General features: G+C 74.2%; 21 protein-coding genes and 1 riboswitch. Of the genes, 15 read left to right on the top strand and 6 right to left on the bottom strand.

Features of this window, described 5'->3' with window-relative positions; all coding sequences use genetic code 11:
* Nucleotides 1-4: 4 nt before the first annotated feature.
* Nucleotides 5-1,045: an ABC transporter substrate-binding protein gene (locus tag AC0VX6_RS15935; protein ID WP_475464949.1), complete on the bottom strand. Its 1,041-nt coding sequence runs from the start codon at nt 1,043-1,045 to the stop codon at nt 5-7.
* 24 nt (nt 1,046-1,069) lie between these two features.
* A riboswitch (cobalamin riboswitch) is annotated at nt 1,070-1,249 on the bottom strand.
* 141 nt (nt 1,250-1,390) lie between these two features.
* Between AC0VX6_RS15935 and AC0VX6_RS15930 the strand changes: the two genes are divergently transcribed.
* Nucleotides 1,391-2,350 (top strand): threonine ammonia-lyase, encoded by a 960-nt coding sequence (locus tag AC0VX6_RS15930; protein WP_274973484.1) that lies wholly within the window; start codon nt 1,391-1,393, stop codon nt 2,348-2,350.
* 67 nt (nt 2,351-2,417) lie between these two features.
* Here the strand turns inward: AC0VX6_RS15930 and AC0VX6_RS15925 are convergent, their stop codons facing one another.
* Together AC0VX6_RS15925 and purB are read right to left on the bottom strand one after the other, a co-directional pair.
* Nucleotides 2,418-2,642, bottom strand: a complete 225-nt coding sequence (locus AC0VX6_RS15925; RefSeq protein WP_274973483.1) for a histidine kinase — start codon at nt 2,640-2,642, stop codon at nt 2,418-2,420.
* 190 nt (nt 2,643-2,832) lie between these two features.
* A complete protein-coding gene (purB, locus tag AC0VX6_RS15920) occupies nt 2,833-4,263 on the bottom strand; it encodes an adenylosuccinate lyase (RefSeq protein ID WP_274973482.1) in 1,431 nt (476 codons plus the stop codon).
* 191 nt (nt 4,264-4,454) lie between these two features.
* Between purB and AC0VX6_RS15915 the strand changes: the two genes are divergently transcribed.
* The 7 genes from AC0VX6_RS15915 (at nt 4,455) to AC0VX6_RS15885 (ending at nt 11,708) form a co-directional block, all read left to right on the top strand.
* Nucleotides 4,455-5,843: a sensor histidine kinase gene (locus AC0VX6_RS15915; RefSeq protein ID WP_274973481.1), complete on the top strand. Its 1,389-nt coding sequence runs from the start codon at nt 4,455-4,457 to the stop codon at nt 5,841-5,843.
* Nucleotides 5,810-6,511 carry a response regulator gene (locus AC0VX6_RS15910; protein WP_475464946.1) on the top strand — a complete coding sequence of 234 codons (702 nt, stop codon included), beginning with the start codon at nt 5,810-5,812 and terminating at the stop codon, nt 6,509-6,511. Before AC0VX6_RS15915 ends, AC0VX6_RS15910 begins: the two co-directional genes overlap by 34 nt.
* Before the next feature lie 189 nt (nt 6,512-6,700).
* Nucleotides 6,701-7,657, top strand: coding sequence for an oxygenase MpaB family protein (locus tag AC0VX6_RS15905; RefSeq protein ID WP_475464944.1), 957 nt, complete (start codon nt 6,701-6,703; stop codon nt 7,655-7,657).
* 112 nt (nt 7,658-7,769) lie between these two features.
* Nucleotides 7,770-7,988, top strand: coding sequence for a hypothetical protein (locus tag AC0VX6_RS15900; protein ID WP_248770783.1), 219 nt, complete (start codon nt 7,770-7,772; stop codon nt 7,986-7,988).
* 107 nt (nt 7,989-8,095) lie between these two features.
* The gene (locus AC0VX6_RS15895) at nt 8,096-8,632 is read left to right on the top strand and encodes a GNAT family N-acetyltransferase (RefSeq protein WP_274973478.1); all 537 of its coding nucleotides are present in this window, start codon (nt 8,096-8,098) and stop codon (nt 8,630-8,632) included.
* A gap of 234 nt (nt 8,633-8,866) precedes the next feature.
* Entirely contained in the window at nt 8,867-10,357 is a 1,491-nt protein-coding gene (locus AC0VX6_RS15890) for an aminopeptidase P family protein (protein WP_274973477.1), read from the top strand.
* 193 nt (nt 10,358-10,550) lie between these two features.
* Nucleotides 10,551-11,708 carry a glycerol dehydrogenase gene (locus AC0VX6_RS15885; RefSeq protein WP_475464941.1) on the top strand — a complete coding sequence of 386 codons (1,158 nt, stop codon included), beginning with the start codon at nt 10,551-10,553 and terminating at the stop codon, nt 11,706-11,708.
* A gap of 50 nt (nt 11,709-11,758) precedes the next feature.
* Here the strand turns inward: AC0VX6_RS15885 and AC0VX6_RS15880 are convergent, their stop codons facing one another.
* Together AC0VX6_RS15880 and AC0VX6_RS15875 are read right to left on the bottom strand one after the other, a co-directional pair.
* Complete coding sequence (locus AC0VX6_RS15880; RefSeq protein ID WP_475464940.1) at nt 11,759-12,199, bottom strand: hypothetical protein; 441 nt, start codon at nt 12,197-12,199, stop codon at nt 11,759-11,761.
* Nucleotides 12,186-12,671: a phosphotransferase family protein gene (locus tag AC0VX6_RS15875; RefSeq protein WP_475464938.1), complete on the bottom strand. Its 486-nt coding sequence runs from the start codon at nt 12,669-12,671 to the stop codon at nt 12,186-12,188. The genes AC0VX6_RS15880 and AC0VX6_RS15875 overlap by 14 nt, the downstream gene beginning before the upstream one ends.
* Nucleotides 12,672-13,020: 349 nt before the next feature.
* Between AC0VX6_RS15875 and AC0VX6_RS15870 the strand changes: the two genes are divergently transcribed.
* Entirely contained in the window at nt 13,021-13,470 is a 450-nt protein-coding gene (locus tag AC0VX6_RS15870; protein ID WP_274973473.1) for a hypothetical protein, read from the top strand.
* Between the two features lie 374 nt (nt 13,471-13,844).
* The gene (locus tag AC0VX6_RS15865; RefSeq protein ID WP_274973472.1) at nt 13,845-15,335 is read left to right on the top strand and encodes an MDR family MFS transporter; all 1,491 of its coding nucleotides are present in this window, start codon (nt 13,845-13,847) and stop codon (nt 15,333-15,335) included.
* A 158-nt stretch (nt 15,336-15,493) separates the two neighbouring features.
* Here AC0VX6_RS15865 and AC0VX6_RS15860 read toward each other — a convergent pair whose 3' ends face one another.
* Nucleotides 15,494-16,018 (bottom strand): 6-pyruvoyl trahydropterin synthase family protein, encoded by a 525-nt coding sequence (locus AC0VX6_RS15860; RefSeq protein WP_274973471.1) that lies wholly within the window; start codon nt 16,016-16,018, stop codon nt 15,494-15,496.
* Between the two features lie 1,326 nt (nt 16,019-17,344).
* Here AC0VX6_RS15860 and AC0VX6_RS15855 point away from each other — a divergent pair.
* The 5 genes from AC0VX6_RS15855 to folE all read left to right on the top strand — a co-directional run bounded on the left by AC0VX6_RS15855 (nt 17,345) and on the right by folE (nt 23,587).
* Nucleotides 17,345-18,244: a class I SAM-dependent methyltransferase gene (locus AC0VX6_RS15855; RefSeq protein ID WP_274973470.1), complete on the top strand. Its 900-nt coding sequence runs from the start codon at nt 17,345-17,347 to the stop codon at nt 18,242-18,244.
* Between the two features lie 100 nt (nt 18,245-18,344).
* The gene (locus AC0VX6_RS15850) at nt 18,345-21,134 is read left to right on the top strand and encodes an AAA family ATPase (protein ID WP_475464935.1); all 2,790 of its coding nucleotides are present in this window, start codon (nt 18,345-18,347) and stop codon (nt 21,132-21,134) included.
* A gap of 152 nt (nt 21,135-21,286) precedes the next feature.
* Complete coding sequence (gene queC / locus AC0VX6_RS15845) at nt 21,287-22,018, top strand: 7-cyano-7-deazaguanine synthase QueC (protein WP_274973468.1); 732 nt, start codon at nt 21,287-21,289, stop codon at nt 22,016-22,018.
* A gap of 325 nt (nt 22,019-22,343) precedes the next feature.
* Nucleotides 22,344-23,012, top strand: a complete 669-nt coding sequence (locus tag AC0VX6_RS15840) for a 7-carboxy-7-deazaguanine synthase QueE (protein ID WP_302475402.1) — start codon at nt 22,344-22,346, stop codon at nt 23,010-23,012.
* Nucleotides 23,009-23,587 carry a GTP cyclohydrolase I gene (gene folE / locus AC0VX6_RS15835; protein WP_274973466.1) on the top strand — a complete coding sequence of 193 codons (579 nt, stop codon included), beginning with the start codon at nt 23,009-23,011 and terminating at the stop codon, nt 23,585-23,587. The genes AC0VX6_RS15840 and folE overlap by 4 nt, the downstream gene beginning before the upstream one ends.
* Nucleotides 23,588-24,023: the final 436 nt, after the last annotated feature.

Genomic DNA, 24,023 nt, shown 5'->3' with positions numbered 1-24,023 from the left:
CCGCCTACCCGAACAGGCCGGGGTGCAGGATCCGGGCGACCGTCTCCACTGCGGCCGCGCTGCGCACACCCGCGGAGCGGTCGGCGAAGGTGAACTCCTCCACCTGCCCCTCGGTGACCGCGGTCAGGTTGGCCAGCACGGGGTCGGCCGTGATCCGTTCCACGTCCGGGGCGGCGTCGGCGGCGGTCATCCGGGCGTCGCAGCACACGTCGACCAGGATGAAGTCGGGGTCGCGCGCGATCACGTCCTCGACCGCCACGTCGTGGTTGCGCCCGCCGTCCAGGTCGGCGAAGGCGTTGACGCCGCCGGCCAGCCGGATGATCTCGGTGGAGAAGTCCTGCCCGCCCGCCACCCGGAACCCCTGGTCGCTGGGGCGGCCGACCATCACCGTGGGCCGGTCCTCCTCAGGCACGCGGCCCTCCAGGGCCCGGGCGACCCCGCCTATCGTGCCCTCCATGTCCGCGACGACCTCCTCGGCGCGCTCGCGCGCGTCGAACAGCGCGCCCAGATCCCGCAGGTCGGCGTAGACGCTGTCCATCGTCACCGAGGCCGGGTCGATGGTCGCGTCGGTGCGGCCGTCCCCGCTCGGGCACAGCGGCGCCGGGATCCAGCTGCCGACGCCCAGTTCGCGCAGGGAGGCCCGCGTGCCGAGGTTCTCGTCGGTGAACACGTCGTTGAACCCGGCGAGCACGAAGTCGGGCCTGTGGTTGAGCAGCTCCTCGCGGCTGGGCAGGTTGGGGTAGTACTCCTGTCCGGCCTGGGCGTCGGCGTACTCCTCCAGGACGGCGGCGTCCAGGAACGCCGTCCCCACCAGGCGGTCGCTGAGGCCCAGCGCGTGGGCGGTCTCGATAGCGGGCTGGTAGGCGGCGAACACCCGTTCCGGCGGGCTGTCCGCGGCCACGTCGACGCCGCAGTTGCGGATCGTCTCCCCGGCGGCCTCGGGGGAGGGGGCGGCGCCGCCGCAGGCGGTCGCGGCCAGGAGCAGGGCGAGGGCGGCGCAGACGGGCAGGCGGTACCGGACCGCGCGTGCCCCGGTGGGCTTCACGAACAAACCATCCTTCGTGGTCTGATGACGCGGACGGTCGCAGCCGGTCTCCTGGCTCCCGGAGTCGGGCTTCTGCCCCGCGCCCCCACCCTTCCCGGGCCGTGTCCGGCCCAGTGGCGTGCGGGAGGCGCCCTCCGGTCACAGTGGCGAGGACCGCGCCGGACTTCCACCGGCTTCCCGTGCACTGCGACGTCGACGATATGGACTTGTGCTGACAGTCAACCGGCCACGGTAGTGCACGCGCGTTCCTTCCGCGAGACCCGCTCCCCTCCCGGCCGACGGCCGCGGCCCCGCGGGCCGCCGGTCCGCACGCGTGGCCGGTCCGGGACCGGGAACAGGGAACGCATGGAACTGATCACGGTGGAGGACGTCCGCGCCGCTCAGGAGCGCCTGCGCGGGGAGGTGGTGCGCACCCCGCTGACGGCGGGCCCCGCCGGAGGGCCGCCGTTCCTGCTCAAACCCGAGAGCCTCCAGCCCACCGGTGCCTTCAAGCTGCGCGGTGCCACCAACGCCGTCGCCCTGCTCGACCCCGCCCGGCGCCGCAGCGGTGTGGTGACCCACTCCTCGGGCAACCACGGCCAGGCGCTCGCTTACGCCGCCGCCCGGCAGGGGGCGCCCTGCACCGTCGTCGTCCCCGAGGGCGCGCCCGGGGTGAAGGTCGACCGCATGCGCGCCCTGGGCGCCCGCATCGTCGTGGTGGCCCCCCGGGAGCGGGAGGCCACCGCGCGGCGGCTCCGGGACGAGGAGGGGCTCACCCTCGTCCCGCCCTTCGACGACCCGCGCGTCATCGCGGGCCAGGGCACGGTCGGCCTGGAGATCCTGGAGCAGTCGCCCGGGGTCGCGACCGTCGTCGTGCCCGTGGGCGGAGGCGGGCTCGCCTCGGGGGTGGCCACCGCCGCGCTGGCCGCCGCGGGCCCGCGCCGCGTCCGCGTCGTGGGGGTGGAGCCCGAACTGGCCGCCGACGCCGCCGAGAGCCTGCGCACCGGGAGTCTGGTCGCCTGGCCGCCCGAGCGCACCCACCGCACCATGGCCGACGGGGTGCGCGTGTGCCTGTCCGAGCTGACCTTCGCCCACCTGCGCGCCCGCCTGGACGAGGTCGTCACCGTGACCGAGGAGGAGATCGCCCGCGCCGTCGCCGCACTCGCCCACGGGGCGCGTCTGGTCGCCGAGCCCAGCGGGGCCCTGGCCGCGGCCGCGGTCCTGGCGGGCCGGGTGCCCACCGCGCCCGGACGCCCGCAGGAGACGGTCGCGGTCGTCTCGGGGGGCAACGCCGACCCGGAGCTGTTCGCCCGCCTGGTGGCGTGAGCCGCGTTTCCGGGCTGGGCGGAGGACGCCCGCCGGGGGCCGGGGGCCGGGGCGGGCGGCGCCGGTCTCAGGCGCGGGAGCCCCCGCCGCCGGCGGGTCCGCTCCCGTTCACCCGCTCCCGCCCGTCCGCGCGCGCCGCCGCGGGGTTCGCGCTCCGGGCGGCGCGCGCGGCGCGGTCCTCGCGGCGGCGCATGGCCATGTCCGCCAGGGCGGCCAGACCGAAGGCGATGACGACGCCTGCGACGATCAGCACGGTCCACAGCGCGGTACCGAAGGAATCGGGGTCGATCATGGGTGCTCCGAGGGGCTCGGGGGTTGGACGTGCCGACAGCACAACCGTAATAGGCGTTAACTTTCGGACCGACTGTTAGCGGTAGTGAGCTGGGTCATACACGCGTCACCGCACGTCCGCACGCCGCACACGGCGAGGGGCCCGGGACGGCGTCACCGTCCCGGGCCCCTCGCCGGGCGAGCCCCGGGCCCTACAGGATCGAACCCGGGGAGTAGGCGGCCGCCTCCGGGTGCGCGGCCACGATCGCGTCGATCCGCTCCACCACGGCGGCCACCTGGTCGGCGGCGGCACCGGTGAAGGTGATCCGGTCGGCCAGCAGTCCGTCCAGCTCCTCGCGGCCGAGCGGGAAGCGCCCGTCCTCGGCCAGGCGGTCCAGCAGCCGGTTGCCCGCGCCCTCCTGGCGCATGGCCAGGGCCGAGCCCACCGCGTGCTCCTTGATCAGCTCGTGGGCGGTCTCGCGGCCCACCCCGGCGCGCACCGCGGCCATGAGCATCTTGGTCGTGGCCAGGAACGGCAGGTAGCGGTCGAGCTCGGCGGAGACCACCGCGGGGAAGGCGCCGAACTCGTCCAGCACCGTCAGCATCGTCTCCACCAGCCCGTCGAAGGCGAAGAACGCGTCCGGCAGGGCCACCCGGCGCACCACCGAGCAGGACACGTCGCCCTCGTTCCACTGGTCCCCGGCCAGCTCACCGGCCATGGACGCGTACCCGCGCAGGATCACGGTCAGCCCGTTGACCCGCTCGCACGAGCGCGTGTTCATCTTGTGCGGCATGGCCGAGGAGCCCACCTGGCCCTCGGCGAACCCCTCGGTGACCAGCTCGTGCCCGGCCATCAGGCGGATCGTCTTGGCCAGCGACGAGGGACCGGCGGCCAGCTGCACCAGCGCGGTCAGCACCTCGAAGTCCAACGAGCGCGGGTAGACCTGGCCCACGCTGGTGAAGCGCCGCTCGAACCCGAGGTGGGAGGCCACCTCGTCCTCCAGCGCGCTCAGCGCGGCGCGGTCCCCGCCCAGCAGGTCCAGCATGTCCTGCGCGGTGCCCACCGGGCCCTTGATCCCGCGCAGCGGGTAGCGGGAGATCAGCTCCTCCAGCCGCCCGTGGGCGACCAGCACCTCGTCCGCGATCGACGCGAACCGCTTGCCGAGCGTGGTGGCCTGCGCCGCCACGTTGTGGGAGCGGCCCGCCATCACCGTCTCGCCGTACTCGGCCGACAGCCTCCCCAGCCGGGCAAGCAGCGCCACCACCCGGTCGCGCGCCAGCAGCAGGCTGTCGCGCACCTGGAGCTGCTCGACGTTCTCGGTCAGGTCGCGCGAGGTCATGCCCTTGTGGACGTGCTCGTGCCCGGCGAGGGCGTTGAACTCCTCGATGCGGGCCTTGACGTCGTGGCGGGTGACCCGCTCGCGCTCGGCGATGGAGGCCAGGTCCACCTGCTCCAGGACCTTCTCGTAGTCCTCGACCACACCGGCCGGGACGTCCACGCCCAGACGCGCCTGGGCGCGCAGCACGGCCAGCCACAGCCGCCGCTCGGCGACCACCTTGTACTCGGGGGACCACAGCCGGGTCAGCTCCGCGGACGCGTAGCGGGCAGCCAGGACATCAGGGATCAGCGGTTTCGCACTCACGTCGTCCGACCCTATCGTCCTGAGCTGCGACGGGCGCGCGGCCACTCCCCCCGAAGGCCCGGGCCCCCTCCCCGGCTCCTCCCCGGCCCCTCCACGCCGGGAACCCGGCTTCCCGGGGTAGGGCCAGCCCCACCCCCGACCCGGTGGCGCAGCCGATTCCGGTGCGCGCCGGGCCTGCCTAACTTTGGGTCATGACCACTCCCGCGGAGTCCCCGAACGCGCCGCGCGCCCTGTTCCAGGCGCTCGGCACGAGGCGTTTCCTGCTCACCCCCTGGCCCTGGCGCGGCCTCGCCTACAGCGGCGGCACCGTCCTGGTGGCCTCCGTCCTGTTCTTCGTCGCCTCTCCCGTCCTGGCCCCCTGGGCGGTACTGTTCATGGCGTGGACCGGCGAGGTCCGGGCCTTCGACGACTACGGCGGGATCGTCCTGGTGCTGGCCCTGTGCCTGACGCTCACGTTCCTGTTCGGCCCGCTGGTCGCCATCCCCCTGGGAGCGCTGGAGCGCTGGCGCCTGGGCCTGGTCGGGGGCGGTCCCCGCGGGAGCGGGCACCGCGAACCGGTCCCCGGGCTGTGGGGGTGGGTACGCACCCGCTACACCGAGGCCGCCACCTGGCGGGAGGTGGCCTACGCGGGGCTGATGCTCCCCCTGTCGGGGGTCACCGCCATGATCACCGGTTTCCTGCTGCTGCTTGCGATCGTCCTGGCCTCCGGTCCGCTCCTGCTGGACGACAGCCCCGGCTCCGTCATCGACCTCGGCCCCGTGAGGCTCACCTCCAGCGCCGAGGCGGCTCCCTACACCCTCCTGGCCCCGCCGCTGCTGGTCGTCCTGCTCTACGCGTCGGCGGCCCTGGCGTGCCTGCACTCCGTGCTGGCCCGCACCCTGCTGGTCGGTCCGCCCAAGGGTGCCCTGCACGCCGAGCTCAACCAGGTCACCGAGTCCCGGGCCCGCCTGGTCAACGCCTTCGAGTACGAGCGCAGGCGCATCGAACGCGACCTGCACGACGGTGCCCAGCAGCGCCTGGTCGCCCTGTCCATGGACCTGGGCGTGGCCCGCCTGGACCTGGAGGAGGGCAGCGAGGCCGACCAGCGCGTGGTCGCCGCGCAGGCCAAGGCCGACGAGCTCATCACCGAGCTGCGCGAACTGGTGCGCGGCATCCACCCCCGGGTCCTCACCGACCGGGGACTGCCCGCCGCCCTGGAGGAGCTGGCCGACCGCTGCCCCGTGCCCGTCACGGTGCACACGCGGATCGGTGGACGCCTGCCCGCGCACGTGGAGGGCACCGCCTACTTCGTGGTCGCCGAGGCCCTCACCAACGTCTGCAAGCACACCGAGGCCGACACCGCCACCGTGCACGCCGGCACGGCACCCGGCGGGCCGGGGCGGCCCGACACCCTGCTGGTGGAGGTCACCGACCACGGCGCGGGCGGCGCCGACCCCGCCCGCGGGTCCGGGCTCACCGGGCTCGCAGACCGCGTCGCCGTCATGGGCGGCACAATGGAGCTGTCCAGCCCCGAGGGCGGACCTACCCGAATCCGAGTGGAGCTTCCGTGCGGACCCGTTCCCCCGACACCGCTGGCGTGACCCCCGACGCGCCCCCGGTGCCCACCGTCCTGGCCGAGGACGGCGTGCTGCTCAGAGAGGGGCTGTCGGGAATCCTGGAGCGCTTCGGCTTCCCCGTCGTGGCCTCGGTCGGCGACGCCGAGGCGCTGCTGTCGGCCGTCGCCGAGCACGAGCCCGGCCTCGTGGTCACCGACATCCGCATGCCGCCCGGCTTCACCGACGAGGGACTGCGGGCCGCCGTCCGGCTGCGCCGCGAACGCCCGTGCCTGGCGGTGGTCGCGCTGAGCCAGTACGTGGAGCTGAGCTACGCCACCGACCTGCTCGACTCCGGCAGCGGCCAGGGCGTGGGCTACCTGCTCAAGCAGAGGGTGGGCGACGTCCGCGAGTTCGCCTCCGTGCTGCGCCGGGTGGTGGACGGCGAGACCTTCGTGGACCCCGAGGTGGTCCGCCAGCTGCTGCGCCGCCGCGCCGACCCGCTGGAGCGCCTGACCCCGCGCGAGCACGAGGTCCTCGCCCTGATGGCCGAGGGCCGCTCCAACGGGGCGATCGCCCGCCACCTGGTGGTCAGCGACGCCGCCGTCGGCAAGCACGTGGGCAACATCCTGGCCAAGCTCGACCTGCCCCAGGACGAGGGCGTGCACCGCCGCGTCCAGGCGGTCCTGGCCTACCTGCGCGGCCGCCCCGCCTGAGCGCGCGGGAACGGGGCCGTCTGCGCCGCCTGCCGTGCTCCGCGCCCGCGCCCTTCCGGGCGTGTGGGGCGAGCGGGTCCGCCCGGCCGCGCCGCGGACCCGCCGTGGGGCGGGGGAGCACCGGACCTATCGTGGAGGTGCAGAGCCGTCACGGTGCGAACTCCCCCCCCGCAGCCCGTAGGAGACCGGATGCAGCCGACCGTCGCCGCCCCCGACAGCGTCACCTGGAAGATCCACCTGGACCGGTCGATGTGGGTGGCGGGCGTGCGCGCCCTCATGCTCCAGGCCCTGCACCCCGTGGCCATGCAGGGGGTGTGGCAGCGCTCGGACTTTCGCTCCGATCCCACCGGCCGCCTGCTGCGCACCGCCCACTTCGTGGCCGTCACCACCTACGGCAGCCCCGCCGAGGCCGACGCGCTCGGCGAACGCGTCCGCCGGGTGCACCGCGCGCTGTCCTTCACCGACCCGGACACCGGCCGCACGCACCGGGTTGACCAGCGCGACCTGCTGGTGTGGGTGCACTGCGCGGAGGTCTCCTCCTACCTGGAGAACGCCGTGCGCGCGGGCGTCGCGCTGACCGCCCGCGACGCGGACCGCTACCTCGACGAGCAGTCGCGCACCGCCGCCTACGTGGGACTGTCGCGCGAGGACGTGCCGCGTTCGGTCGCCGACCTGCGCCGCTACCTGGCCTCGGTCCGGCCCGTCCTGCGCGCCACCCCCGAGGCCCGCCAGGCGGTGCGCTTCCTGCTGTGGCCCAAGGTGCCCGAGCGCCTGTCCTGGCTGGCCCCGCTCAAGCCCCTGTGGTTCCCGGTCGGTGCGCTGTCCTACGCCACCCTGCCCGCGTGGGCGCGCCGCGCCTACGGGATCCTGCCCGAGGCCCCCGGCGGGGACGCGGCGGCCACCGCGTCGCTGCGGACCCTGAGGGCGGTGCTCAACCGGGTGCCCGAGCGCTACTACAACCTCGTCTTCGACGAGGCCACCGTGCGCAGCGCCGAGGAGGCCAGACAGCGGCTGCTGGAGGCCGGGTACGAGGTCGAGAACGGGTTCCGGGCCATGCGCGCCCGCACCCTCTTCCGGGCGCCGTCGGCCTCCGCCGCGGCGTCCTCCCCGCCGCCCGCGGACGACCGGGCCGCCGCGGGGGCCTGAGACGGGCTTGTGGCCCGGCCGCGGGCGGTCTCGCCTTCGCGCAACCGGTGGCCCGGGCCGGGGGAGCGTCCCGGGTAGCGTGGAGGGGTTCCCGTGGACCGAGGGGGCCGCGATGAAGCGCCGCGTACGCCAGTACAGCCTCGTCATGGGAGCGTGCCTGCTCCTGTTCGCCGGTGCGCTGCCCGTCTACTACCTCTTCGGCGCGGGATGGGCGGTGGCCATGTGCGCGGTGGCGGCCGTCCTGCCGCCGGTGGCCGCTGCCCTGGGCAGCATCGCCGACCCCGACGACCCGGAGGACCGCGACAACAGGTACGGGCCCAACGCCGACTGACCGCCCCCGTCACGGGCCCGCTGGTCCGGCGCGTAGTATTCCGGCGGAATCGGGCACCGCACGCCGTCACCGCTGCGGGACGCCCCGCCGTCCAGGGGGAGGAACGCGTGACACACACCGGTACCGAGGCCGTCGCGGCGGACCCGCGGACCAGCGCGGTCCGCATGCTGCGCGTGCGCCACGACGACCCGCGCGTGCGGGGGCTGCTCGACGGGCTGCTGGAGGAGTACACCGAGCGCTACGGCGCCGAGGGCGCGGCCGACGAGCTCGCGCGCTACCCGGTGACCGAGTTCGCCGCTCCCCACGGCCGCCTCGTGCTGGCCGAACTGGACGGGGAGATCGTCGCCGGAGGGGCTGTGCGCCCCTACAAGAAGGACCGGGCGGCCATGGCCGACACCGCCGAGTTCAAGCGCGTCTGGACCTCGGGGCGCCACCGCCGCCTCGGACTGGCCAGCCGGGTGATGACCGCGCTGGAGGAGGCCGCCCGCGACCTCGGCTACACCCGGGTCCTGCTGTTCACCGGTCCCGCCCAGCCCGAGGCTGTCGCCTTCTACACGCGGATCGGCTACCGGCCGGTCGACCCGGCCGACATCGACGAGCTGCCCCACCGCACGGCCATCCCCTTCGCCCACGACCTCGTGTGAGGAGGCGGGCGACCGGCCACAGGAGGGGCTCGTCCTGAGAGCGGCGCCCGCGCCCGGTGCCCGGCCGCCGGAGGGGTTCGCGCCGGGGGGCGTCCACGGCCTCCGACGGGGCCGGTCGCGTTATGGCTTCCGGTATGTCCGCGCGACGGCCGCACCCCGGGGCCTCCCCGTACGATGGGTGGCCAGGGCCGCCACAAGCGGCCACGACGCCGGACCCGCGAGGAGACGCACGACGTGAGCGAGCAGCAGCGCCCCCAGGACGAGACGAACGCCCCCGTGTTCAGTCCCCGCAAGAACGGGCAGGCGCAGTCGGTCTCCGACGAGCTCGCCGCGTGGATGACCACCGGGTGGGCCGACACCGAGCGGCGCGACCTGGAGCCCGTCGAGCAGGCCGGGCACACCGCCCGCCGCCGCGCCGCGCTCAGCGCGGCCTTCCCCGGCGACCGCCTGGTCGTCCCGGCCGGGCAGCTGCTCACCCGCTCCAACGACACCGAGTACCCGTTCCGGGCGGCCACCGACTACGCCTACCTCACCGGCGACACCTCCGACGGCGGCTGCCTGGTGTTCACGCCCCGCGCCGAGGGCGGACACGACGTGGTCCTCTACCTCAAGCCCCGCTCCAACCGCGACAACGGCGAGTTCTGGCTGGGCGGCTACGGCGAGCTGTGGACCGGCCGCCGCAACAGCCTCTCCGAGGCCGCCGACCTGCTGGGCGTGGCCACCGCCGACGTGACCACGCTGTCCGGCGTGCTGCGCGCGGGCGGCGCGACCACCCGCATCGTGCGCGGCCACGACGCCGACCTCGACGCGGTCGTCGACGGGCTGCGCGCCGACGCCGACGAGGAGGCCCGGGCCAAGTACGCCCAGCTCGACGAGGACCTCTCCGTCACGCTGGCCGACCACCGCCTGGTCAAGGACGAGTGGGAGATCGCCCAGCTCCAGCTGGCCGTGGACGCCACCGTGCGCGGCTTCGGCGACGTCGTCAAGGCGCTGCCGCAGGCCAAGGACACCTCCGAGCGCTTCATCGAGGGCACGTTCTTCCTCCGCGCCCGGGTGGAGGGCAACGACGTCGGCTACGGCACCATCGCGGCCTCCGGCGCCAACGCCACCACCCTGCACTGGACCCGCAACGACGGCCCGGTGCGCGAGGGCGACCTGCTGCTGCTGGACGCGGGCGTGGAGACCACCACGCTGTACACCGCCGACGTCACCCGCACCATGCCGGTGTCGGGCACCTTCACCGACGTGCAGCGCCGCGTCTACGACCTGGTGTACGCCGCCCAGGAGGCCGGTATCGCCGCCGTCGCCCCGGGCAGGCCGTTCACGGCCTTCCACGAGGCGTCCCAGCGGGTGCTGGCCGAGGGCCTCGTCGAGTGGGGCCTGCTGGAGGGCCCGGTCGAGCGCGTCCTGGAGCTGGGCCTGCAGCGCCGGTACACCCTGCACGGCACCGGCCACATGCTGGGCATGGACGTGCACGACTGCGCGGTCTCGCGCCAGGAGGTCCACCTGTACGGCGACCTGGAGCCGGGTATGGTGCTCACCGTCGAGCCGGGCCTGTACTTCCAGCCCGACGACCTGACCGCCCCCGAGGAGCTGCGCGGCATCGGCGTGCGCATCGAGGACGACGTGCTGGTCACCGAGGAGGGCCGCACGGTCATGTCGGCCGGTCTGCCGCGCTCCTCCGCCGAGGTGGAGGCCTGGCTGGCCGAGCGCCTGCCGCACTGACCCTCTCCGGACACATCACGGGACCGCCTCCTCGGGGGCGGTCCCGTCGTCGTGTGCGGCGGGCGGGAGGAACGCGTCCGCGCCCCTGCTGGTGCCCAAGAGTGGCCCATGCCTCGCCACAGCACGTTTGGGCAGGTGGATGCGCGGCCAGCGGGAGGGGGAGGGAAATCCACCGAGGAGGAGGTTCCACCCCATGGCAGAGCACACCCACGCAACCCGGCCGCGCGTCTTCGCCTCGCCGGGACGCTACGTCCAGGGACGGGGCGCCCTGGCCCGGCTGGGCCCGCTCGTCTCCGACCACGGCTCCCGCCCGCTCGTCCTGGTCGACGACGTCGTCCGCGGGCTGACCGAGGACGTCCTCACCGCCTCCTTCCGCGAGGCGGACCTGCCCCTGGTCTTCGAGCGCTTCGGCGGCGTTCCGACCAGGGCCGAGGCCGAACGCGTCTCCGGGACGATCCGCGACGGCGGCCACGACCTGGTCATCGGCCTGGGCGGCGGGGCCGCGATCGACACCGCCAAGGCCGCGGGGGACAACACGGGGGTTCCCTGGGTCAGCGCGGCCACGGTCGCCTCGACCGACGCGCCCACGTCGGCGCTGTCGGTGGTCTACACCGAGTCCGGGGCGTTCGAGTCCTACCGCTTCTACGACCGCAACCCGGCGCTGGTGGTCGTCGACACGCAGTTCGTGGCCGAGGCGCCCACCCGGTTCCTGGCCGCCGGGGTCGGCGACGCCCTCGCCACCTGGATCGAGGCGCGCGCGGTGGAGCGGGCGCACAGCACGAACATGGTGGAGGGGCTGCCGACCCGTGCGGGCACGACCCTGGCGCGCCTGTCCTGGGACATCCTGTGGGAGTCCTCCCTGCCCGCGCTGGAGGCGGTGGACCGCGGCCTGGTGACCCCGGACGTGGAGGCCGTCGTGGAGGCCACCACGCTGCTGTCCGGCCTGGGCTTCGAGTCCGGCGGTCTGGCCGCCGCGCACGCGGTGCACGACGGGCTGACGGCGGTGGACGAGACGCACCACCTCGCCCACGGGGAGAAGGTCAACATCGGCTCGCTCACCCAGCTCCTGCTGGAGGGCGCCCCGGCCTCGGAGGTGGACGACTTCGCGCGGTTCACGGCGCGCGTGGGCCTGCCGACCACCCTGACCGAGGCGGGGCTGGGCGACGCCGACGACGAGGTGCTCGACCGGGTCGTGGCCGCGGCGACCGCGCCGGAGGAGACCATCCACAACCTCGCGTTCACGCCCTCGGCCCGGGACGTGCGCGACGCCCTGCGCGCGGTGGAGGGGGTCGGCCGCCGCGCCCGCCGCGAGGCCGGGCTCGGGGAGCCGCAGGCGCCCGGGGCCCACTGACCGCACCCGGGCGCCGCTCGCCCCGGCGGGGCCGGTCCGGTCCGCCGGGTTCAGTCCAGCGGCCCGGCCAGTCGGGCCAGGTCGGCCTCCAGGTGCCCGGCCAGGAACGCCCTGGTCCGGGCCGCCTCGTCCGGCGCGTGCCCGCGCGGGGTGGGTTCGGTGAACATGATCAGGTGCAGGTAGACCCGGTAGAGCGCGAGCCTGCGCAGCAGGCCGGGGGAGAAGTCGACGCTGCCCCCGGCCTCGCGGTAGCCCGCCAGGAGCGCGGTGTCGTCGCGGACGTCGCCCAAGAGCGCCAGGGACACCAGTTCGGCCGCCGGGTCGCCCCAGAAGGCGCGCTCGGCGTCGACGATCCCGCTGCCGAGACCAGCCGCAGGATCCGCGCGCCGCCGCCGGGCAGCGCGACCGAGAACCGGTCGGCGTCGGCCACCACCGCCTCCGCCATCGCGCCGAAGGCCTCCGGCCAGGTGGGCGCGCTCAGCCCGTCCCACCCCGGGTAGCCGAACCCGTCGCCGGTGGCGGTGTGCAGCGCCGCCACGGCCCTCCCCAACTCCCTGCGGACCCCGGCGGTCCGCTCCGGCCCCAGGTCGGCGCGGACCCCGTCCAGGGGACCCCGGGCAGGTGGCCGAGGAACAGGTACGCGCGGCCGGGATCCCCGGGGACGGCGCCCAGGTGCAGCACCTCGGGCACGAGCGGGCCGCACACGGGCCGTGTCCGCTCGTGGACCAGGGCCTCGGTGGCGGTGATGCCGTGCTCGTAGGTGAGCCGGGGCCGGTCGGAAGGGGGCGCGAGCTTGAGCACCGACCCGCGGCCGTCGGCCAGGACCACGCGGTGCACGGAGTTGTAGGTGCCGCCGGTGAGCACCGCGCGTTCGCGCACATGGGCCCCGCCGCCGAAGGCCGCGCGCACGAGCGCCTCCAGGAGGGCGTCGTCGGGGTCGGTGGCGGGGGAGGGGAGGGGCATGCCCGCACCCTAGCCCTGCAGGGCCCGACCCCGCGGGACGGTCCGGTTGGCCCGCGGCCGCCTCCGCGCCGAAACCACCGCTGGGGACCGGAAGGCCGCCGGAGCAAAACCCCTCACGCCACATCGTCAACATTTCTGGTCGGCGCTCCCTAACGGCCCTTCGGAGGAGGCGTGCACCTCCGCGCGGACGTCGTCCGAGGTCGCCCCCGCGGGCCCGGACGGTCCGGCGGTTCCGGCGGCCGCGAGCGACCGCGGCCCCCGTCCCCCCGAGGTTTCGCCGGGGCCGAACGGGATAGCCGGGATAGCACCCGGCCGCGTTCGGCGGCCGAAGAACGAGGGGACACCGACCATGGGCGCATCATCGGGCGCGGGCCGCGCACTGCTGCTGGGGCTGGCCGCGGGGTCGCGGAGCACGCTCGGGGGCGCGCCGCTGTGGCACTCCGCGGGGACGGGCAAGCGCGCGCTCATGGCGCTGGCCGCGCTCGGGGAGTTCTCCGGGGACAAGCTCCCCGGCATCCCCAGCCGCACCGCCGCGCCGAGCCTGACGGCCAGGGTGGTGAGCGCGGGCACCGGCGGCGCCCTGCTGGCCCGGGGAGCGGGCGCGTCACCCGTCTTGGCGACCGTCCTCGCCGCCGCGGCCGCGCCGGTCGGCACCCTGGCGGGGGTGGGATGGCGACGGTACTGGAGCGGTACGGGCCGTCCGGCCTGGATCGGCGGCGTCGTGGAGGACGCCTGCGCGCTCGCCCTGGCGCGCACCGCCTGCCGGGGGCTGCCCGCGGACGGCTCCGCCCGCGGCTGAGGACCCGCGTCCGGGGACCCGCGGCTGAGGGGCGCGCGCCCCGGTCGCGGTCGGCGTGACGCCCGGCCTGTCCCGGTGCGCGCTCCGGTCCCCTTCCTCCCGGCGTCGGACCGGACCCGGCTCCCGCTCCGGGCACACTCCGTTTACGGTCGGGTCGAATCCGACATCAACACCGGTCACACCCCACCCGCCACGAACCCGGGACCGGCACCGGGCCCCCGCGGCGGGTTTGCTGCGCCGACGGCGCGGTTATGGTCCAGAACACACCGCTGTTCCGGGAACGGGCGGATGGTCTGGAGCGTTGGGGTACCTCTGGGGAGGTTCCGCGAACCCTCCGGACGAACCCTTTCGAACACCACAATCTGAGGACATCTGTGACCGGGCAGCCCACTCCATCCACGGCCGAGACCGCTTCGGCCCCACCGCAGGACGACAAGAGCGCGCGGGCGGGTCGCTTCATCATCCCCCTGCTCCTGGTCTCGGCGTTCGTGGTGATCCTGAACGAGACGATCATGGGCGTGGCGCTGCCCGCGCTCAACCGGGACCTCGGCATCTCGGTCTCCACCGGACAGTGGCTGACCTCGGCCTTCATGCTCGTGATGGCCGTGGTGATCCCCGCTACCGGCTTCCTGCTCCAGCGCTTCCACGTGCGCCAGGTGTTCATCACCGCGATGACCCTGTTCAGCGTCGGCACGCTGCTGTGCTTCCTCGCCCCCGGCTTCGGCTTCCTGCTCGTGGGCCGCGTGGTCCAGGCGGCGGGAACGGCGATCATGATGCCGCTGCTCATGACCACCGTGCTGAACATGGTTCCCTCGGACCGCCGCGGCCGCACCATGGGCAACATCTCCATCGTCATGTCGGTCGCGCCCGCCGTCGGCCCGACCCTGGCGGGTCTCATCCTCAGCGTGCTCGACTGGCGGTGGATGTTCGGCCTCGTCCTGCCCATCGCGATCCTGGGCCTGGTCCTGGGCGCCCTCTTCATCCGCAACGTCACCGAGCCGCGCACCGCCAGCATCGACGTCCTCTCGCTCCTGGTGTCGGCTGTGGCCTTCGGCGGGCTCGTCTACGGCTTCTCCGGCCTGGGCGAGGGCGAGGCCACCGCCGTGGTCCCGCCCTTCGCCTCGATCGGGGTCGGCGCCGTCGCGCTGGTGCTGTTCGTGTGGCGCCAGCTGCGCCTCCAGCGCCGCGACCGCGCCCTGCTGGACCTGCGGGTGTTCGGCTCCAGGCAGTTCTGCGTCTCGATCGGCCTGGTCCTGATCAGCTTCATGGCCCTGTTCGGCACCCTCATCCTGCTGCCGGTCTACATGCAGAACGTCCTGGGCCACGACACGCTCGTCACCGGCCTGGCCCTGCTGCCCGGCGGTCTGGTCATGGGCCTGCTCGCCCCGGTGGTCGGCCGCCTCTACGACCGCGTCGGCCCGCGCCCCCTGGTCATCCCGGGCTCGGCGCTGGTGTCCCTGGTGCTGTGGGGCATGACCCTGCTCGACGCCCAGACGCCGGTCGGCTTCGTCATCGCCGCCCACATGGCGCTCAGCGTCGGCCTCGGCTTCATGTTCACCCCGCTGCTCACCGGCGCGCTGGGTTCGCTGCGGCCCGAGCTGTACTCGCACGGCAGCGCCGTGGTCGGCACCGTGCAGCAGGTCGCGGGCGCGGCCGGCACAGCGATCTTCGTCGCGATCATGTCCGGCACGTCGGCGGGCCTGCTCACCGACGGCCTCACCGAGGTCAACGCCCAGGCGGGCGGCGTCCACGCGGCCTTCCTGGTCGGCGCGGCGGTCTCCGTCGTGGCCTTCGCGCTGACCTTCCTCGTGCGGCGCTCGCAGGCCGCCGCCCCGGAGGGCGGCGCTCCCACCCCGGCCCACTAGGGGTCGCCGCGGGGCCCGTGAGGGCCGTGGGCACAAGCAGGAGGGGCGTCGGGGACCGGTCCCAGCGGACCGGCTCCCCGGCGCCCCTCGTCGGTTTCACGCCCTGCGTGCGGACGGCCGCCCCCTCCCGGCCACGGCGTCCGGCGCCGCGCCGCGGGTCAGTCGGCGGCCAGGACGCGCTCGAAGGAGCGCTCACCGGCCTGGGAGGAGGCCGCGGGGTGGTACGCCGCCGTGTTGACGTGGGTCTCGGTGACCTCGACACCGGTCACCCGCGCGCCCGCCGCCCGGTCCCCGCCGTCGAGCAGGTCCTGTGCGACCCGGCCCAGCATCACGGCGACGGCCTCGACCGTCGGGTAGGGCAGGTCGCGGGCGTAGCGCTCGGTGCCGCCGGGCGAGGCCGCCCCGAACCGGTAGACCTTGCTGCCGTGCTCCGCCAGGACCGCGGCCAGCGGGTCCCCGGCGCCGAGCATGGCCCCGTGGTCGAGGTGGGTGTCGACGAAGGCGCGCAGCGCCTTCTTGAAGGCGCCGAACTCCACGACGGTGCCGTCCCCGCCCAGGGCGGGGGCGCTCACGCTGACCTCGGCCCACCAGGAGTGGCCGTGCAGGTTCATGCACTTCCCGCTCAGGTGGGGGAGCCGGTGGGCCGTCTCGAAGTTGTGCCGGACTCGGATGCGGTGCGTCATCGGGACTCTCCTTCGCGTACGCGGTCGGGTCGGGTGCCCCGGCGTCCGGGAGGGCGTGGCGCCGGGCCGGGCGGGTGAGGCGCCGACCGCACCGCATGCGGCCGTCCGGGCGGCGGGTCCGGCTCCGGCCGGGTGGGGCGGACGGCACGGTGGGCGGCTCGGGTACGGCGGAGCGGGGTCGGCATCGACGGTGGCCCGAAAGCCGGCGGACGGCCATTTCCATGACACGTGCGCTCGTGCCGTCCCGGTTCCGTCCTTCGCGCCGACGACTGACACGATGACATCTCCTCGCCGCTCCCGGGAAAACCATAGTTGATTATCCGGCGCAGCAGGAGGGGCGTTCGGGATCGTTTTTCCGGCGGGGTCCGGGCCGCCCTCTTCGAATATCACCATGTCCGGAAAAATCGTGCGAACGAAAATTCGGGGTGAAAGGTCCGAGTTCGCGTGACGGGGGCCACGCGGCTCCGCGGCGGCACCAAGGGCGTGTAGCGCGAGGTCAGGAACGCCTCTGCCGTGCGTCGGCGTTCGCCCCCCCGAAGGCGCCCGGGACGCGGACCACCCGCGGTACGGTGGCTCCGCGGGGCGCACGCCCTGCGTGGAGAAGAGGGCCGGAGCTGCTGCTTCCCGAATTTTCGCACGGGTCAGAACCCCCTTTTCCGGTCGTGCGGGAACGCCGTACCGGCCTGGGCCGGGGCCGTGTCGCGGTGGCCGGCCGCGCTCCCGTGGGGGGCAGCTGTGCGCGTCGGTGAGAAACCGGTTGTGTCGGTGTGCGCGTGTCGCAAGGTCATGTCAGATGACGTTGAATGACACACAAAAGACTGTTTTATGCCCTGTTCCCATGATGGTCAGAGGTTTTCGTGTCGGCCTGCTCCGGGTGCCTTTCATTCTTCCCGGAGGGGTGGAGATTGTTTCCGCGGGAATGTACTCTGGTGGCGTCTTGGCGATTTCTCTGCAATGCTCCTGGGACGATCTTTTCGAGGGTGAATTCCGGGAGGCGGTAGATCCTGTTGTCCATGAGATCGACTTCGTCCACCCGGCGAGAGCCGACACGGCCCGGACAGGCGCACGGCGAACACGGGCTCCGGCGGACGGGAGAGTCGACGCCCACCGATCCCCGCGCCCGCCCCCTCAACCCCGGGACGGCGCGGCCCAGCCCACCCGTACCGACCGCGGCGGCCGACACACCGGGCCGGGACGGCCGCCGCCAGCCCGCCTTCGGGCTGGAGCCCGCATCGGACACCGGCCCCGGACGGCCCGCACCGGGGCTCCCCGGCGTCGGCGGACCCCGTCCGCCCCCTTCCCGCGACCACGAGAGGTGAGTCAGACATGGCACGAGCACGCACCCGAACACCGGTACCCGGCAACCCGCCCGAGGGGTCCGGGAACCCTGCACGGCTGTCACTGGACCAACTCCTGGAGCACGACGCCCTAGGGCCCGCGGACCTCATGCCCACGCGGTACCGGGGGCCGCGGAGCGTGACCGGCGACGGGTGGGTGGAGTTCGCGACCCGGCTGGAGCGCGGTGAGGAGCTCGCCCTCGTCCGGAGCCTCACGGCAGCCAACCGCCGCGTGCTCGACGTCGGCGGCGGGATCGGGGAGATGGCGCGCACCGTCGCGGCGAGGACGGGCTCCTGCACGGCCATCGAGCCCCACCCCCAACTGGTGGAGGCGATCCGCGACGAGGCCACCCGCGGTGTGGTGGACGTCCACCCCGGGACCGCAGAGGACATCCCCTTCCCCGACGACTCGTTCGACGCCGTCTACAGCGCGTGGGTCCTCCAGTACGTCGAGGACATCGAGCGGGCCGTCGCGGAGATGGTCCGGGTCTGCGACCCGGGCGACCCGGAGTCCAAGATCGTGCTGTTCGCCGCGGGGTCGGGCAACGAGCTCATGAGGCTGGTCAACGAGGTCTGCGTGCCGATCGCCGAGGAGCCCTACGACCACCACGGTTACCTGCTGACGCAGGCCGCCCGTGCGCTCGCCGCCCGGGGCTTCGGCGACTTCTCCCTGCACCGCGCCGAGTCCTCGATCCGGTTCGACGGGGAGGAACCGGCGGAGCGGGCCGCGACCGCGGCGGCCGTCCTGACCGGGTTCTGGTACGAGCGGCACCCCAGGGCCGAGGAGATCAGGAGTGCGCTGGAGTCCGCCCTGACCGGCCACTTCGCGCTCAGGCCCCACGCGATCGGCGACCAGTCAGCGGTTCTGGTCGCCCGACCGGAATCCTGACCCCGGTGACCGGGCCGTCGCGGCACGTCCGCCGACGGGAACCCGTCCGGGGCGGTCGGACCGTCTCCGAGGCCAGTTCCCCCCGAACACGAGGATGAGGATGCCCGAGCCCCGGACGCGGCGCAGCGGGATCGTGGGCAGGACCGAACCGCTCACGAGGCTGCTCTCGGCCCGTCGACACAGCCGCCGTACGGGGCTCACCTGTCACGTGGTGACGGGAGAGCCCGGTGTGGGGCGGACCACCCTGCTCTCCCTGGTGTGCCGCCCCACACCGTCCAGCACCGGACCCGCGGTGCACATCGCGTGCTCCCGGCACGTGAACCGCCTGGTCACCGCTCTCACCGACGCCCTCGGCCGGGTCGCCGACGGACACCCCGCCGAGGAGGGGGGTACCACCGCTCCGCCCCGAGCCAGGGGAGCGGGAGGCGGGCCGACCGGCCCCCGGGAGCTGGTGGAGGCGCTGACCCGGGACGCCCCCCTGGTGATCGCGCTGGACGACGTCGACCAGGCGGGGCCCGAGTCACTGGTGCGGTTGCGGGGCGTCCTGCGCGACGTCGCCCACCTTCCCGTGACGCTCGTCGCCTCGACCCGGAGCGGCGAACCGGCCGCGGCGCCGACCGAACTCGCCGATCTGCTCTCCGGCGCCCGCACCATCACCCTGCGCGGGCTGTCGGAGCGGGAGACCGGCGCGCTGATGCGCGAGCGGCTGGGCCGCCGGTTCGACGCGGACCTCGTCACGGCCTCCCACGAGATCACCGTCGGCAACCCGTTCCTTACGCGGGCCCTGTGCGACTGGATCCGGGCCCGCGAGTCCCCGGTGCGCTCACCGGCCGAGCTGCGAAGCGTCGCGCTCCCCTCCGTGGCCGACGCGATGATCGGCCGGGCGAACCGCTTCCACCCGCGGACCCGGGCGGTGGCCGAGGCGGTCGTGGTCGCGACGGCCTCCGGCGAGGCCGACCCCGCTCTGGTCGCGCACCTGAGCGGAACCGGGCTCGGGGAGACGATGGCCGCGCTCGACCTCCTGGCGCGGATGCGCCTGGTCACCGACGACCACGCGGTGACGCTGCGCCACCCGCTGCTCCACACCGCACTGCTCGGCTCCATGACCGTGATGAGCCGCAACGCGGCGCACCTGGCCGCCGCCGACTTCCTGCGCCGCAGACCCGGCGCGGAGCGGCGGGTGGCCCGCCACCTCACGGAGTCGACGGTGCCCCTGGACGCCCCGTGGTCGTCCGCCGCCCTGATCACGGCCGCGCGGCTCCCCGACACGACCGCGCGGGACCGCGTGCGCTACCTGGAGCACGCCGTCCAGGCCGGGGGAACGGGCGCGTGGCCCGGTGTCGCCCCCGAACTGGCGGCCGCCCGGATCGCGTTCGACCGGCGGGGCGGCCTGAGCGCCACGGTGGAGGCACTCGGCCGCACCACCGACGACGCGGTCCGTCGCCGCCTGCTCGGCCTGATCGGCGCGACGCTCTGCGAGGGCGAACGCGGCGACGACGCGTCCGCCGTCCTGCGGACGGTGGGGGAGGCCGTCGCCGGAACGGAGCGGGAGGCCTGGCCGCGGACCTTCCTCGCTCACGGCCGGTCCCTGCCGCCGGAGCCGACTGCCGCCCAGCCGACCGAAGGGGCTCCCGGCCCCGCCGACGTGCCGCGCTCTCCCGCCGTCACGGCCGTCAGCGCCTTCTCCTCCTACCTCATGGGCGGGCCGCCGTCGTCCGTGCTCGCCGACGCGAGGCGGGCCCTGGACCACGGCCTCGACGAGCTCCTGCTCCAACCGCCCGCCCTGCCCGCCGCCCTGTCGGTGCTGGTCGGCTGCGGGCACCAGGCGGAGGCGTCCACGCGTCGGCGCTCGCTGGTCGCCGATCCGGACCGGCTGCCCCGCTGGGTGGGCACGGCGGTCCGGCTCACCGAGGCGGCGGGGTCCTACGCCGCGGGCGACCTGTCCGCGGCCCGGCACGCGCTCACGCAACAGCTCTCGGAACTGCCCGCCCACGGTGGTCGGGGCTACAGCGGATTCCGGACCCGCGTCGTCGGCCTCCTGGCCAACGTCCACCTGGACCTGGGCGACCCGGAGGCGGCGGAGGCGCTGTTGAGCCGACACCACCACGACGGCCACCCGCCGACGGCGTGGCACGACGCCGACGTGCCACTCGCCCGAGCGCGGCTGAGGATCAGGGAGGGCGCCCTGTCCCAGGGCGCCGAGGACCTGTTGGAGGTCGTCCGACGCCGGGACGCGGCGGGGGTCCGGGGGCCGGGCACGCTCTGCTGGCGGAGCGAGGGCGCCCTCCTCCTGGCCAAGGCGGGCGCCCGTGACGAGGCTGTGCGCGACGCCCGTCGACAGGTGGAGTTCGCGGAGGGGACCGGTTCGCCGCAGGAGCGGGCCCGCGCGCTGCGGGTGTGGGGCGCGCTCGCCCGGGAGCCCGCGTCGGCGGAGGCGCTGAGCTCGGCGGTGGACCTGCTCAAGGGCACCGGACACGACCTCGAAACCGCGCGGACCACGGCGGAGCTGGGCACGGTGCTGGCGCGGATGGGCCGCCACGGGGAGGCCGCGGCGGCCCTGAGCCGTTCGGCCGCCCTGGCCGCCGGACAGGGCGCACGCGACCTCGCCGACCGGGTACGGCTCCAGTTGGTGGCCCTGGAGGCGTGCACCTCACGCGACGTCTCCGTGCGGGGCATCCTCGCCCTGACCCCGCGCGAACGGCAGATCCTCATCGACGCGCTGCTGGGGCAGGCCAACAAGACGATCGCGGGCCGTCGGCACATCACCCGTCGCACGGTGGAGCTGCACCTGTCGAGCGCCTACCGCAAGCTGGGCATCTCCGGGAGGGGAGAGTTCGGCAAGATCCTCGGCAGCCCCGGAAGGTGGGAGATCCTGGTCGGCGGGGAGTGAGCCGGACCCGGGACTGCGGTGGGACGCGCGAACACTTCGGTCGCCGTCCGTGATGCCACGCCGACGTGCGCGCACGAGAGTGGAACCGCAGGACGGGCGTCCCGACCGGGGCGCTGACTGCCGGATCGCCCCATGTGTGGACGGAGACGCCGATGCGAGTACAGGACACACCGCGAGACGAGACCGAGGGGGACCCCTTCACCGTGGTCGTGGTGTTCTCCGGCGGGATGGACTCCACGACACTGCTCGCCCACTTCGCCGCGCTGCGGTTCCGACTGGTCGCGGTGACAGTGGAGTACGGGCAGCGGCACGGGAAGGAGGTCGACGCCGCCCGGGCCGTCGCCCGCCACTACGGCGCGGAGCACCACGTTCTGGGAGTCACGGGCTTCGGGCCCCTGCTCAGGGGCTCGGCCCTCACCGACGCCCGGGTGGACGTGCCCGACGGGCACTACGCGGAGGAGTCCATGCGCGACACCGTCGTCCCGAACCGGAACGCCGTGCTGGCCAACCTCGCGGCTTCGGTGGCGGTGGCCAGACGGGCGGGCACCGTGGCCCTGGGCATGCACTCCGGCGACCACTTCGTGTACCCGGACTGCCGTCCCGCCTTCGTCGACGCGCTGCGCCACCTGGTGGGGGTGGCCAACGAGGGGTTCGCCGCGCCGCGCGTGGAGGCCCCCTTCATGGCGTGGTCCAAGGCCGACATCGCACGGCACGGCGTGCGCCTGGGAGCGCCCCTGGAACGCAGTTGGTCCTGCTACAAGGGGGGCGACGTCCACTGCGGCACGTGCGGGACCTGCTACGAGCGCCGCGAGGCCTTCCAGGAGGCCGGACTCCCCGACCCCACCGAGTACCTCGACGGCGTCACGCGCTTCTCGGCACCCTGATCCCGGATCTCTCGGTGACCACCGTGATGCGCTCCGTGCCCGCCTCGGCGAACCTGGGAACAAGGGGGTCGACCCATCGACCCCGGGCATCCCGGAACGGTCCGCTCCCTCGGCGGGCCGACGCATAGACCGTCCCGGCCCCGCCCGTCGGCCCCACCGCTCGCACGACCACGGGTGCGTCGCGCATCCCGCGCTCTCCCGCGACGGGCGGGCTGCGGGCGGGGCGGGGGCCGCGAGCGAGGCCACGGGATGCGACGCGAAAGGAGGTGAGGCCGTGGGAACGCCGAGTCTTGTAGTGAACGAGATATTCGGCCCTACTTGAACCATCCAGGGAGAAGGGCCTTCACTCGGGCGCCGTTGCGCCTTCGTGCGGCTGGGCGGGTGCAACCTGTCCTGCCGTTGGTGCGACACGCCCTACACCTGGGACTGGACCGGTCTGGGCGACACCAAGGTCGCCTACGACCCCAAGGAGGAGCTGAGAGCGGTTCCCTACCAGCAGGTCCGTGACCGCCTGGTCGCCTACGAGGTCCCCCTGATAGTCGTGTCCGGCGGTGAACCGCTGAACCAGCAGACCAGGCTCCGTCCGCTGGTGCGGGACCTGCGGGACTCGGGTCACGACATCGAGGTGGAGACCAACGGAACGATCATCCCCGAACCCCGTCTGGCGGAGCTGGTCAGGTTCAACGTGTCACCGAAACTGGCCCACTCGGGGGACCCGGAGGACAGGCGCATCGTCGGCCCGGCCCTGGCGGCCCTCGCCGCGCTGCCGGGGACCGCCTTCAAGTTCGTCTGCCGTACCGAGGCCGACCTCGACGAGGTCGGGACGCTCGTCGAACGGTACGGCATCGGGCCGGTCTGGGTGATGCCGGAAGGGCGGACCCGGGAGGCACTGGACAGGTCCCTCGTCCGGTTGCGGGATCCCGTCATGGCCCGCGGTTGGAATCTGACCACCAGGCTGCACATCATGCTGTGGGGCGATCGGAGAGGTGTATGACGCTGGCAGACCTACCCCATGACCCCGCCGTGCGCGATCCGTTGGAGGACGTGGCGCGGCAGCTCCTCATCGAGATCGGTGAGGACCCGGACCGCAGTGGGCTGCGGGACACCCCGCAGCGCTTCGCCCGATGGTGGAGGGAGTTCAGCGACTACCAGGCCGGCCGGGTCGAGACCAGTTTCCCGCTGCACACCGACGGACAGATCGTCATGGTCTCCGACGTCACCGTGTGGTCGCTGTGCGAACACCACCTCCTGCCCTTCTCGTGCGTGCTCACCATCGCGTACCGGCCGGACGAACGCGTGCTGGGGCTGTCCAAGTTCGCCCGGATCGCCCATCGCCACGCGCACCGCCTCCAGGTCCAGGAACGCCTGGTACGCGACATCGCCGAGGAGGTCTCCAAGGTGGCCCATACGAACGACGTCGCCGTCATCGGTCGCGGTGAGCACCTGTGCATGTCCATGCGGGGCATCCGGACCCCGGCTTTCATGACCTGCTCGGCCTTCGACGGGATCTTCCGCGACTACGGTCCGCCCCGCGACGAGCTGGTCAGGATCGCCCTGTCCGGGAACTGACCGCCGCGTCCATCCGCCGTTCGGCCGGAGCGGTGCCGGGGCAGTCCCCGGGCGCTCGGCCGCCACACCTGGGGACCCTACGACGTTCCACCCGCCGCCCCGACGTCTGCCCGGGCCCGTGCCCGGTCCGGGCGGCGGGGCGTGTCGGACTCGGGCGGGGCGGGCATCGAGACTCCTCGGGGTGGTTCCGAGCGATCCCGGGAGACACCTGGACCGACATACCAGGGAAACACCGCAACCCGACGTCTGCGCGCCAAGAGTTCCGCGTAACAGGCGTTTCCCGGATGGAGCCCGTCCGGTTGGGTGCCGCGCAACGTCCTTCGGGGCCCTCTCCGGGGCATCCCCGGAGGACGTCTCGCCCGGCGCTCGCGCACACGGCTCAGGGCGGCGCCAGACGCCCTCCAGAGCGGTTCCGGGACGCTGTGGCGGGTCCCCG

This window comes from Nocardiopsis sp. iso_25 (assembly GCF_056173305.1).
Note: the sequence above shows the minus strand (reverse complement) of the source record. Positions and strands in the feature narration are given on the sequence as shown.